Origin of the sequence: Pseudomonas sp. 2725 (genome assembly GCF_050434585.1) — a bacterium.
GTDB lineage: Bacteria > Pseudomonadota > Gammaproteobacteria > Pseudomonadales > Pseudomonadaceae > Aquipseudomonas > Aquipseudomonas jessenii.
The window spans coordinates 616,529-628,495 of the sequence record NZ_JBNDIV010000002.1 but is presented as its reverse complement, the minus strand read 5'-3'; the positions used below and the strand labels follow the sequence as shown (position 1 = coordinate 628,495).

The following is an 11,967-nucleotide window of genomic DNA, read 5'->3' as shown; positions in this document are numbered from 1 at the left end:
GGCCATGTCTCTAGCGGTGATTCAAATGGTCAGCCAGAGCGATGTGCTGGCCAATCTGGCCCAGGCCCGTCGGCTGCTCGAGCAAGCGGCCGCCGGTGGCGCGAAGCTCGCGGTATTGCCGGAAAACTTCGCCGCCATGGGCCGGCGCGACATTGCCGACATCGGGCGCGCCGAAGCACTGGGCGAAGGCCCGATCCTGCCCTGGTTGAAACAGACCGCACGCGACCTCAAGTTATGGATTGTGGCCGGCACGTTGCCGTTGCCGCCGGTGGATCAACCGGCGGCCAAGGTGCATGCCTGTTCGTTGCTGGTCGATGACCAGGGTGAAACGGTGGCGCGCTACGACAAGCTGCACCTGTTCGACGTCGACGTGGCCGACAATCGCGGCCGTTATCGTGAATCCGATGACTATGCTTATGGCAGTGGGGTCGTGGTGGCGGACACACCGGTTGGGCGGGTTGGCCTGACGGTCTGTTACGACTTGCGCTTCCCGGAGCTGTACAGCGAATTGCGCGCGGCCGGCGCGGAACTGATTACCGCCCCTTCGGCTTTCACGGCGGTGACCGGCGCGGCGCATTGGGATGTGCTGATTCGCGCACGGGCCATCGAGACACAATGTTATGTGCTCGCGGCTGCCCAGGGTGGGACGCATCCGGGGCCGCGGGAAACTTTCGGTCATGCTGCCATCATCGACCCGTGGGGGCGTGTGCTGGCACAACAGGATCAAGGCGAGGCCGTGCTGCTGGCCGAACGCGACAGCAGCGAACAGGCGTCCATCCGGGCGCGGATGCCGGTGTCCAGTCACCGGCGCTTTTTCTCGCAGGGCGCCCAGCGACCTGCATCAGAACGACGAATTTAAGGCGTAAAGCATATGAGCGAGTTGTTGTCCTCAGTCAGTGAACACCTGCTGGCGCCCGGTGGCGTCACGATCGAGAGCCTGCAAGGCGTGCTAGGCGACCTGGCCGGGCCGGGCATCGATGCGGCCGACCTGTATTTCCAGGGGCAGATCTCCGAGTCCTGGGCGCTGGAAGACGGCATCGTCAAGGAAGGTAGCTTCAACCTTGACCAAGGTGTGGGCGTGCGCGCGCAATCGGGTGAAAAAACCGGTTTTGCCTACAGCAATGCCATCACCCTGGAAGCCCTTGGCGCGGCGGCGCGGGCCGCCCGTTCGATTTCCCGCGCTGGCCAGAATGGCACTGTGCAGGCATTCACCAGCCAGGATGTCGCGCAGTTGTATGCGCCGGACAATCCCCTGGAAGTGCTGACCCGTGCCGAGAAAGTCGATTTGCTCAAGCGAATCGATGCCGCGACCCGCGCCCTCGACCCTCGCATCCAGCAAGTCACCGTGAGCATGGCCGGTGTCTGGGAACGGATTCTGGTGGCTTCCACCGACGGCGGTCTGGCGGCGGATGTACGGCCGCTGGTGCGCTTCAACGTCAGCGTGATCGTCGAGCAGAACGGTCGCCGCGAGCGCGGGGGGCATGGCGGTGGCGGTCGGACCGATTACCGTTATTTCCTCGGCGAAGACCGCGCCATGGGCTATGCCCGTGAAGCGTTGCGCCAGGCGCTGGTCAACCTCGAAGCCATTCCGGCACCGGCCGGTACCTTGCCGGTGGTGCTCGGTTCCGGCTGGTCGGGCGTGTTGCTGCACGAAGCGGTCGGTCATGGTCTGGAAGGCGACTTCAACCGCAAGGGCAGTTCGGCCTACAGCGGTCGCATGGGCGAGATGGTTGCGTCGAAGCTGTGCACCATTGTCGATGACGGCACCCTGGCCGGTCGCCGTGGCTCGTTGAGTGTCGACGACGAAGGCACGCCGACCGAGTGCACCACGCTGATCGAAAACGGCGTACTCAAAGGCTACATGCAGGACAAGCTCAACGCCCGCCTGATGGGCGTGGCACGCACCGGTAACGGCCGTCGCGAATCCTACGCGCACCTGCCGATGCCGCGCATGACCAACACCTACATGCTCGCCGGCGAAAGCGACCCGGCGGAAATCATCGCTTCGGTGAAGCGCGGCATTTACTGCGCCAACCTGGGTGGCGGTCAAGTGGACATCACCAGCGGCAAGTTCGTGTTCTCCACCAGCGAGGCGTACCTGATCGAGGACGGCAAGATTACCGCTCCGGTCAAGGGCGCGACCCTGATCGGCAACGGGCCGGAAGCCATGAGCAAGGTGTCGATGGTCGGTAATGATCTGTCGCTGGACAGCGGCGTGGGTACGTGTGGCAAGGATGGGCAGTCGGTGCCGGTGGGTGTCGGCCAGCCAACGCTGAAGATTGATGCGATCACCGTGGGTGGCACGGGGTCGTAAGAAGTGAGGCTGCGGGTGAGCTGCGAGGCAGCTCACCCGCTTCGAGAATTAACGCAGACCGCGTTGAGTCTCGTCCAGCTCACGGATGTACTTGAAGATTTTACGGCTGGAAGCAGGAGGTTTGTTTTGCGCAACCTCATGCTGGGCCTGACGGATCAGGGAGCGCAATTGCTGGCGGTCCGCGTCCGGGTAGTCGACGACGAATTTTTCCAGTACGGCATCGTCGCCGGCAATCAGACGATCGCGCCAGCGTTCCAGGTTATGGAAGCGTTCGTTGTATTGACGGGTGGAGGCATCGAGTTGATCGAGCAGAACCAGAATGGCGGCAGTGTCCTGATCGCGCATCAGTTTGCCGATGAACTGAAGGTGCCGTTTTCGCGCGATGTTCGCGGTGTGCTTGGGCGCATCGGCCAGAGCCCGACGCATTCCGTCGGTCAAGGGCAGTTTTGCCAGCAAGTCAGGCTTGAGTGTTGTAAGGCGCTCGCCAAGGTCAACCAGAGCATGCAGCTCGCGTTTGACCTGGGATTTGCTTTTTTCTCCCGTATCGAGGGAGTCGTCGTAAGAATCAACCATGGTGGCCGTCCGCAAAGAAACGCCGCCATGATAACCAGTCGGGGGCCGCTTGTCCGGCCCGGTCGCTCGATGACCGTTACCGAAAGCAGAATTTGAGTGGAGAACAGCATGAGTGCAGTTGAAAGCGTCGGCCCACAAGCGTTGCCGGCACTGCAGGAACAAGTCGAGCAGATCATCGCTGAAGCCAAGCGCCAGGGGGCCAGCGCCTGTGAAGTGGCGGTGTCGCTGGAGCAGGGGTTGTCGACTTCGGTGCGCCAGCGTGAAGTCGAAACCGTTGAGTTCAACCGCGACCAGGGGTTTGGCATCACCTTGTACGTGGGGCAACGCAAAGGCTCGGCCAGCACTTCGGCCAGCGGTCCTGATGCGATTCGCGAAACCGTCGCCGCTGCACTGGCCATTGCCAAACACACTTCGGAAGACGAAGCCTCGGGCCTTGCGGATGCCGCGCTGATGGCGCGCGATATTCCGGATTTCGACCTGTTCCACCAATGGGACATCACTCCGGAACAAGCCATCGAACAGGCCCTGGCCTGTGAAGCCGCGGCGTTTGCCGCCGACAGCCGGATCAAGAACGCCGACGGCACCACCCTCAGTACCCATCAGGGCTGCCGCGTTTATGGCAATAGCCACGGCTTTATCGGCGGTTACGCATCGACTCGGCACAGCCTGAGCTGCGTGATGATCGCCGAGGCCGATGGCCAGATGCAGCGCGATTACTGGTACGACGTGAACCGCCAGGGCAATCTGCTCGCCGACCCGGTGAGCATCGGTCAACGCGCTGCGCAACGGGCGGCGAGTCGTCTGGGCGCGCGTCCGGTGCCGACTTGCGAGGTGCCGGTGCTGTTTTCCGCAGAGTTGGCTGGGGGGCTGTTCGGCAGTTTCCTGTCGGCGATTTCCGGCGGCAGCCTGTATCGCAAGTCGTCCTTCCTTGAGGGCACTCTCGGGCAGAAGCTGTTTCCGGAGTGGCTGACCATCGACGAACGTCCGCATCTGATGCGTGCCATGGGCAGTGCAGCGTTCGACGGTGATGGTTTGGCAACCTACGCCAAACCGTTCGTCGAAAAGGGCGAGTTGGTGTCTTACATCCTCGGCACCTATTCCGGCCGCAAGCTCGGTATGCCGAGCACGGCCAACGCCGGCGGCGTGCACAACCTGTTCGTCACCCATGGCGACGAAGACCAGGCGGCGTTGCTGCGGCGCATGGGGCGTGGCTTGCTGGTGACTGAATTGATGGGGCAGGGCCTCAACATGGTGACCGGCGATTACTCCCGTGGTGCAGCGGGTTATTGGGTCGAGAACGGTGAAATCCAGTTCGCGGTCCAGGAGGTGACCATCGCCGGCAACATGCGCGACATGTTCAAGCAGATCGTTGCCGTGGGTAATGATCTGGAACTGCGCAGTAACATTCGCACGGGCTCGGTGTTGATCGAGCGGATGACGGTGGCGGGTAGCTAAGCCTCGGCCGCTTCACCAAAAGGCGCGCCACCCATTGGGTGGCGCGCCTTTTTTGTTGGCTACAACTCAGATCCCCTGTGGGAGCGAGCCTGCTCGCGATAGCAGCGTGTCAGACGAAATCAATGTTGAAAGTGATGACGCCTTCGCGAGCAGGCTCGCTCCCACAATGGATCTGCCATGTCGGCACGGCCTTGTTTTGGTTCTCATTATCATATAATAATAAATCTCATTACCGAATGAGCCCCGGATCATGAGTTCTGCCTTGCACGAGCAGCCTTACCTCGAAAGCTGGCGCTGGATGAGTCGCCAGATCCGTTGCGCGATGAACCCCGACGAGCCTCGCCTGATCGACCACTACCTGGCCGAAGGCCGGTACCTGGCGTGTTGCACGGCCACCTCACCCTGGACCGTCGCCGAAACTGCCTTCCGATTGTTGCTCGATACCGCCGCCGATGTCGCGCTGCCGTGGCATTGGCGCACTTACTGTCTTGACCAGGCCTGGCGCCCGCTGCGCGAACTGGAACGCCTCTCGTTGTGCAAATGCCGCCTCAAGCGCTGGCAGAGCTACACCTGGCAACTCGCTACCTGTGAGTTGCAGCCCTCGATTCCTCTCATAGAACTGATGCAAGGATCTCCCGATGAGTAATACCCGTATCGAACGCGACAGTATGGGCGAGCTTCAGGTCCCGGAAGACGCCCTCTACGGCGCACAGACCCAGCGTGCGGTGGATAACTTCCCGATCAGCGGCAAACCGATGCCGGTTCAGTTCATCCGCGCGTTGATCCTGGCCAAGGCAGCGGCCGCCCGCGCCAACGTCGAGCTCAAGCAGATCGGCGAAGCCCAGGGCAAAGCCATCGTCGACGCAGCCCAGGGCTTGCTCGAAGGTGATTTCATGCAGCACTTCCCGGTGGATGTGTTCCAGACCGGTTCCGGCACCAGCTCGAACATGAACGCCAACGAAGTGATCGCCACGCTGGCCGGCCGCTTGCTGGGCGAGGCGGTGAACCCCAACGATCACGTCAACTGCGGGCAGAGCAGCAACGACATCATCCCGACCACCATTCACGTCAGCGCAGCACTGGCGCTCCATGAGCAACTGCTGCCGGCGCTGACGCATCTGGTGCAGGTCATCGAGCACAAGGCCGAGCAGGTTCATCACCACGTCAAAACCGGGCGTACGCATCTGATGGACGCCATGCCGGTGCGCATGAGCCAAGTGCTCAACGGTTGGGCGCAGCAGCTCAAGGCCAACATCGGCCATCTGCAGGACTTGCAGCCAAGCCTGCAATCCCTGGCTCAAGGCGGCACGGCGGTGGGCACGGGTGTCAACGCCCACCCCGAGTTCGCGGCGCGTTTCAGTCAGCAGCTAAGCAAATTGACCCGGGTCGAGTTCCAGCCAGGCAAGGACCTGTTCGCGCTGATCGGCTCCCAGGACACTGCCGTTGCCGTCTCCGGACAGCTAAAGGCCACCGCCGTATCGCTGATGAAAATCGCCAACGATCTGCGCTGGATGAACTCCGGCCCGCTGGCCGGCCTTGGCGAGATCGAACTGCAAGCCTTGCAACCGGGTTCTTCGATCATGCCGGGCAAGGTCAACCCGGTCATTCCAGAGGCCACCGCGATGGTCGCGGCTCAGGTCATCGGCAACGACAGTGTTATCACCATCGCCGGCCAGTCGGGCAATTTCGAACTGAACGTGATGCTGCCGATCATCGCCCAGAACCTGCTGAGCAGTATCGAGTTGCTGGCCAATTCCAGTCGTCTGCTGGCAGACAAGGCCATCGCCAGCTTCAAGGTCAACGAAGGCCGGATCAAGGAAGTACTGTCACGCAACCCGATTCTGGTCACCGCGCTCAACCCGATCATCGGTTACCAGAAAGCTGCCGAGATTGCCAAGAAGGCCTATCAGCAAGGTCGGCCGGTGATTGACGTCGCGCTGGAACACACCGACCTGTCGCGCAGTCAGCTGGAAGAATTGCTCAACCCGGAAAAACTCACTGCGGGCGGCGTCTAAGCCCCGTTACCGCTTTGGAGGCGCACCATGGAGCACTGGAAACGCACGATCGAAAGAGCCAATCGCTTTTTCATGCTGGGTGAACTGGTCGATGCCCGCGAGGCGTACCTGCAGGCATTGGCTCTGGCCCAGGTGCTGTTCGAGCGCTGGGCGGATGCCGACGAAGCGGTAGCGGCCTGCGTGATTTCCCATCACAACCTGGCGGACCTGCACTTGCGTCTGAATCAGCCGGAGGAGAGCGCCGAATACTTGTGTGCCATCCACCAACGGCTCTTGCAGACCATGCAGGACCCACGGCTACCTCAAACATTGCGAGAAGCCGCGTTGCGCCAGAGCAGCAAGACCTACGTCGAGCTGCTGAACTTCATCAGTGAGCACGGCGAGTATCCGCGTACCCATCGGCTGCTGCACATCGATGCCGCTTCGCCTGCGCCTCATCATCAAGGAGTCCATTGAACATGGCTTTTACCTTGCCTGCCTTGCCGTACGCCTACGACGCCCTGGAGCCGCACATCGATGCGCAGACCATGGAGATCCACTACACCAAGCATCACCAGACCTACATCAATAACCTGAACGCGGCTGTTGAAGGCACCGAGTATGCCGAGTGGCCCGTGGAGAAGCTGGTGTCCGCCGTTCAGCAACTGCCGGAAAAACTACGGACGGCGGTGATCAACCAAGGTGGCGGCCACGCCAATCATTCGTTGTTCTGGGAAGTCATGGCGCCCGACGGTGGTGGCGAGCCCGAAGGCGTGTTGGCCAAGGCCATCGATGAACAACTGGGCGGTCTCGACAGCTTCAAGGAAGCCTTTACCAAGGCCGCGTTGACCCGCTTCGGCAGCGGCTGGGCCTGGCTGAGCGTGACCCCGCAAAAGACCTTGGTGGTGGAAAGCAGCGGTAACCAGGACAGCCCGTTGATGAACGGCAATACCCCGATTCTGGGCCTCGACGTCTGGGAGCACGCCTATTACCTGCGTTATCAGAACCGTCGTCCGGAGTACATCAGCGCGTTCTACCGCGTGATCAATTGGCCGCAAGTCGCTGCGCGCTATCAGGCCGCACTGGTTTAAGTCTTCCATAAAAACAATCCAAGGCTGGACTATGGGCACTGAAACACTGGCGATCGGAAATGGACGGATGTTTCGTTACGCGTTTGGATCGCTGTTACTGCTGGCGGGAATGAGCCTTTTGGTTGCCCATGGGCTGGCATGGCTCGACCTTGAACCGAAGTTGCTGCGCGCACTGCAGGGCGGTGCGATCTGCGCCTTGGGTACCGCGCTGGGCGCGGTGCCGGTGTTGGTGATTCGGCGGATGCCGCAGAGGCTCAGCGACACTTTGCTTGGCTTTGGCGCTGGCGTGATGCTGGCTGCGACGGCATTTTCGCTGATCGTTCCGGGCATCTCTGCCGCCGAAGGGCTTGGACTGTCACCTTGGGCGTCCAGTGGGTTGATCAGCTTCGGCATTATGCTCGGCGCCTTCCTGTTGTTCCTGGTGGATCGGAAGGTCTCTGGCGCCAGCCCGGACATGCTGGTCGGCACGCTGGAACGACCGGTCATTGCTCCGCGGATCTGGCTGTTCGTATTTGCCATCATCGCCCACAACATTCCGGAAGGCATGGCGGTAGGTGTTTCGGCCGGTGGCGCAATGCCTGACGCCGACAGCCTGGCCATGGGCATTGCCTTGCAGGATGTACCGGAGGGGTTGGTCATCGCTTTGGTGCTGGCCGGGGCAGGGATGTCTCGGGGCAAGGCGTTCCTGATCGGTGCGGCGTCAGGTTTGGTAGAACCGGTGTTCGCACTGCTATGCGCGTGGCTGGTGAGCCTGGCTGAACTGCTGCTGCCTTTGGGATTGGCGCTGGCGGCGGGGGCGATGCTGCTGGTGGTGACCCACGAAGTCATTCCCGAGTCGCGCCGCAATGGTCATGACAAGCTTGCCAGCCTCGGGCTGCTGATGGGGTTCTGTTTGATGATGGTGATGGATACGGCCCTCGCTTGATTTGTGGTGAGGGGCTTTTGTGGTTGTATTACTCGCCTTCGTCGAAGAAGTTGTTGATCAACGCCACCAGAGCATCCAGCGCTTCCTGTTCCTGCTCGCCTTCTGTGCTCAAGTGGATCGTGGTGCCTTTGCCGGCGGCCAGCATCATCATCGCCATGATGCTTTTGCCATCGACCATGGACTGTGGTGTACGTCCGGCCCTGATCTGGCACGGGAACTGACCTGCTACCCCAACGAATTTTGCAGAAGCGCGAGCGTGCAGACCCAGTTTATTGATGATTTCGATTTCCAGAGCAGGCATCGCGATGTGAATCCTTTAGCTGAGGTCGCGGTGGCGGACCTGGACGTTCTTCAGGGATTGTTGCAGCGTTTGCCCCAGGCGCTCGGTCAGGTAGACGGAACGGTGATGTCCGCCAGTGCAGCCAATGGCAATGGTGACGTAGGCGCGGTTGCTGGCGGCAAAGCGAGGCAGCCACTTTAGCAGGTATGTGGAAATGTCCTGGAACATCTCTTCGACATCCGGCTGAGCCGCCAGGTATTCGGCAACCGGTTGATCGAGCCCGGACTGTTCGCGCAACTCCGGTTTCCAGTAAGGGTTGGGCAGGCAGCGCACATCGAACACCAGGTCGGCGTCCACCGGCATGCCGCGCTTGAAGCCGAAGGATTCCACCAGGAACGCAGTCCCCGGCTCCGGCTGATTCAACAGACGCAGTTTGATGGCATCGCGCAGTTGATACAGGTTCAGGCTGGTAGTGTTGATCTTGAGATCGGCGAGGTCGGCAATCGGCCCGAGCAGGACGCTCTCGACGCTGATGGCTTCGGCCAGCGAGCGGTTGGCGTTGGTCAGGGGGTGACGCCGTCGGGTTTCCGAGAAGCGCTTGAGCAGTGTTTCTTCGTCGGCGTCCAGGTACAGCACATCGCACTGGATGTGGCGGGCACGGACTTCCTCGAGCAGGTCGGGGAAGCGTGACAGGTGGCTGGGCAGGTTGCGCGCGTCAATGGAAACGGCGACCAGCGGCTGCAACATCTCGGTATGAACCAGGGCGCGTTCGGCCAGCTCCGGCAGCAGGCCGGCCGGCAGGTTGTCGATGCAGTAGTAGCCGCTGTCCTCAAGAACGTCGAGGGCGGTACTTTTACCTGAGCCGGAACGGCCACTGACGATGATCAAGCGCATGATTACTGACCGTTTTGCTCGTCAAGGACAACCTGATACAGGGCTTCGTTGCTTGCAGCACTACGCAGCTTTTCGCGAACTTCCTTGCGGTCGAGCATGCTGGCGATCTGTCGCAGCAACTCAAGGTGCGCATCGGTGGCGGCTTCCGGGACCAACAGCACGAACAGCAGGTCAACCGGCGCGCCGTCGATGGCGTCGAAATCGATAGGGGCGTCCAGGTGCATCAATGCACTGATGGGCGAAACACAGCCCTTGAGACGGCAATGTGGAATAGCGATGCCATTGCCAAACCCGGTGGAGCCGAGTTTTTCACGGGCGATCAGCGCCTCGAAGACATCTTGCATCTCCAGGGCCGGCACTTCGCGGGCGATAAGATTGGCAATTTGTTCGAGGGCTTTCTTTTTACTGCCTCCCGGCACGTTCACCAGGGAACGGCCGGGGGTCAGGATACTTTCAAGTCGGATCATGGGTTGGGAGTGTTAACGACCGGTTGCGCCCTGGAGGAGGCTCTGGGTCTTTTCCTTATGCTTTTTGAGTTGTTTATCCAGCTTGTCGGTGAGTGCGTCGATCGCGGCATACATATCGGTATGTTCCGCGTTGGCGACCACTTCATTCCCGGGAATATGCAGCGTGGCTTCGATTTTCTGCTTCAGTTTTTCGACGGTCATCGTGACCTGCACATTAGTGATCTTGTCGAAATGTCGCTCCAATCGTTCGAGTTTTTCGCCGATGTAGGTGCGAAGAGGTTCGGTCACTTCCAGTTGGTGTCCACTGATGTTGACTTGCATACAGCTTCTCCTTCGTTGCCAGTGCATAAAGCGGTAGATCAGATGATCTACCACTGGAACGCTGTGGCGTGGCCCTACATCAACCGCTTGCGTTCGCTCGAAGGCGCGATCCCGAGGGATTCGCGGTACTTGGCGACGGTGCGGCGAGCCACCTGAATGCCTTGTGCCTCCAGTAAACCAGCGATCTTGCTGTCACTCAACGGCTTTTTCTGATTTTCCGCTGCAACCAGTTTTTTGATGATCGCCCGGATCGCTGTGGACGAGCATTCGCCGCCTTCGGAGGTGCTTACGTGACTGGAAAAAAAGTACTTCAGTTCATAAATGCCCCGGGGGGTGTGCATGAACTTCTGGGTGGTCACCCGTGAAATCGTCGATTCATGCATGCCGACCGCTTCGGCGATGTCATGCAGGACCAGCGGCTTCATGGCTTCGTCGCCGTACTCCAGAAAGCCGCGCTGATGCTCGACGATCTGGGTGGCAACCTTCATCAGGGTTTCATTGCGGCTTTGCAGGCTCTTGATGAACCAGCGGGCCTCCTGCAACTGATTGCGCATGAAGGTATTGTCGGCGCTGGTGTCGGCACGGCGCACGAAACCGGCGTACTGGGCATTGACCCGCAGCCGTGGCACCGACTCCTGATTGAGCTCCACCAGCCAGCGCTCGTTGTCCTTGCGCACGATGACGTCAGGAACGACGTACTCGGCTTCGGTGGACTCGATCTGCGAGCCCGGGCGCGGGTTGAGGCTCTGGACCAGCTCGATGACCTGGCGCAGTTCATCTTCCTTGAGCTTCATGCGACGCATCAACTGGCTGTAGTCGCGGCTGCCAAGCAGGTCGATGTAATCGGTGACCAGGCGCTTGGCCTCGGCCAGCCAAGGGGTCTTGGCAGGCAGTTGGCGCAATTGCAGCAGCAGGCATTCGCCCAGGTTGCGTGCGCCGATGCCGGCGGGCTCGAATTGCTGGATGCGGTGCAGGACGGCTTCGATTTCGTCCAGTTCGATATCCAGTTCCGGGTCGAACGCTTCGAGGATTTCCTCGAGGGTTTCGTCCAGGTAGCCCTGATTGTTGATGCAGTCGATCAGGGTTACGGCGATCAGGCGATCGGTGTCGGACATCGGGGCCAGGTTCAGTTGCCACAGCAAGTGGCTCTGCAGGCTTTCGCCGGCCGAGGTGCGGGTGGTGAAGTCCCACTCGTCATCATCATTGCTGGGCAGGCTGCTGGCGCTGGTCTGGTAAACGTCTTCCCACGCGGTGTCGACGGGGAGTTCGTTGGGGATACGCTCGTTCCAGTCACCCTCATCGAGGTTATCAACCGTCGGGGCGCTTTCCTGGTAGGAGGGCTCCTGGATGTCGGTGTTGGGCTTTTGTTCGGCGTTGTCGGCCAGGGGGTCGGAATTGTCGAAGTCGTCGCCTTCTTCCTGGCGTTCGAGCATCGGATTGGACTCCAGGGCCTCCTGGATTTCCTGTTGCAGGTCCAGGGTCGACAATTGGAGCAGGCGGATGGCCTGTTGCAGCTGCGGTGTCATCGTCAGCTGCTGGCCCATTCTCAAGACTAGCGATGGTTTCATGGCAGGGGCTTAACACCTTATTCGCCGGCGCACATGCGCCATCCACTACAGGGCGCCGGGGCGCCAAACTTAAGCAAATTATATG

The 11,967-nt window shown here is 60.7% G+C and carries 14 protein-coding genes; 8 read left to right on the top strand and 6 right to left on the bottom strand.

The genetic code is table 11. From position 1 onward, the window contains the following. Window positions 1-4 precede the first annotated feature (4 nt). Window positions 5-859, top strand: a complete 855-nt coding sequence (locus ABIE16_RS07170) for a carbon-nitrogen hydrolase family protein (RefSeq protein ID WP_218494920.1) — start codon at window positions 5-7, stop codon at window positions 857-859. Between the two features lie 12 nt (window positions 860-871). Further along, complete coding sequence (gene tldD, locus ABIE16_RS07165) at window positions 872-2,314, top strand: metalloprotease TldD (RefSeq protein WP_057716428.1); 1,443 nt, start codon at window positions 872-874, stop codon at window positions 2,312-2,314. A 48-nt stretch (window positions 2,315-2,362) separates the two neighbouring features. Here the strand turns inward: tldD and yjgA are convergent, their stop codons facing one another. After that, window positions 2,363-2,887 carry a ribosome biogenesis factor YjgA gene (yjgA, locus tag ABIE16_RS07160; protein ID WP_056728351.1) on the bottom strand — a complete coding sequence of 175 codons (525 nt, stop codon included), beginning with the start codon at window positions 2,885-2,887 and terminating at the stop codon, window positions 2,363-2,365. Between the two features lie 108 nt (window positions 2,888-2,995). On the opposite strand from yjgA, the gene pmbA reads away from it, so the two are divergent. From pmbA to ABIE16_RS07130, 6 genes are all read left to right on the top strand, one after another. Further along, a complete protein-coding gene (gene pmbA / locus ABIE16_RS07155; RefSeq protein ID WP_057716426.1) occupies window positions 2,996-4,342 on the top strand; it encodes a metalloprotease PmbA in 1,347 nt (448 codons plus the stop codon). A gap of 250 nt (window positions 4,343-4,592) precedes the next feature. Continuing rightward, entirely contained in the window at window positions 4,593-4,988 is a 396-nt protein-coding gene (locus tag ABIE16_RS07150) for a hypothetical protein (protein WP_057716425.1), read from the top strand. Then, window positions 4,981-6,357 carry a class II fumarate hydratase gene (locus tag ABIE16_RS07145; RefSeq protein ID WP_429520779.1) on the top strand — a complete coding sequence of 459 codons (1,377 nt, stop codon included), beginning with the start codon at window positions 4,981-4,983 and terminating at the stop codon, window positions 6,355-6,357. The genes ABIE16_RS07150 and ABIE16_RS07145 overlap by 8 nt, the downstream gene beginning before the upstream one ends. Window positions 6,358-6,384: 27 nt before the next feature. After that, window positions 6,385-6,813, top strand: coding sequence for a hypothetical protein (locus ABIE16_RS07140; protein WP_429520778.1), 429 nt, complete (start codon window positions 6,385-6,387; stop codon window positions 6,811-6,813). A 2-nt stretch (window positions 6,814-6,815) separates the two neighbouring features. Next, the gene (locus tag ABIE16_RS07135; protein WP_218494923.1) at window positions 6,816-7,427 is read left to right on the top strand and encodes a superoxide dismutase; all 612 of its coding nucleotides are present in this window, start codon (window positions 6,816-6,818) and stop codon (window positions 7,425-7,427) included. A gap of 31 nt (window positions 7,428-7,458) precedes the next feature. Beyond that, the gene (locus ABIE16_RS07130; protein WP_057716421.1) at window positions 7,459-8,352 is read left to right on the top strand and encodes a ZIP family metal transporter; all 894 of its coding nucleotides are present in this window, start codon (window positions 7,459-7,461) and stop codon (window positions 8,350-8,352) included. Between the two features lie 28 nt (window positions 8,353-8,380). Here ABIE16_RS07130 and ABIE16_RS07125 read toward each other — a convergent pair whose 3' ends face one another. From ABIE16_RS07125 to ABIE16_RS07105, 5 genes are all read right to left on the bottom strand, one after another. Next, a complete protein-coding gene (locus tag ABIE16_RS07125) occupies window positions 8,381-8,653 on the bottom strand; it encodes an HPr family phosphocarrier protein (protein WP_057716420.1) in 273 nt (90 codons plus the stop codon). A gap of 15 nt (window positions 8,654-8,668) precedes the next feature. Further along, entirely contained in the window at window positions 8,669-9,526 is an 858-nt protein-coding gene (gene rapZ / locus ABIE16_RS07120; protein ID WP_057716419.1) for an RNase adapter RapZ, read from the bottom strand. A 2-nt stretch (window positions 9,527-9,528) separates the two neighbouring features. Next, on the bottom strand, window positions 9,529-9,993 hold the full coding sequence (gene ptsN, locus ABIE16_RS07115; protein ID WP_008046148.1) for a PTS IIA-like nitrogen regulatory protein PtsN: 465 nt from the start codon (window positions 9,991-9,993) through the stop codon (window positions 9,529-9,531). A 12-nt stretch (window positions 9,994-10,005) separates the two neighbouring features. After that, the gene (gene hpf, locus ABIE16_RS07110) at window positions 10,006-10,314 is read right to left on the bottom strand and encodes a ribosome hibernation-promoting factor, HPF/YfiA family (protein WP_007941242.1); all 309 of its coding nucleotides are present in this window, start codon (window positions 10,312-10,314) and stop codon (window positions 10,006-10,008) included. Between the two features lie 74 nt (window positions 10,315-10,388). Then, complete coding sequence (locus ABIE16_RS07105; protein WP_015093497.1) at window positions 10,389-11,882, bottom strand: RNA polymerase factor sigma-54; 1,494 nt, start codon at window positions 11,880-11,882, stop codon at window positions 10,389-10,391. Window positions 11,883-11,967: the final 85 nt, after the last annotated feature.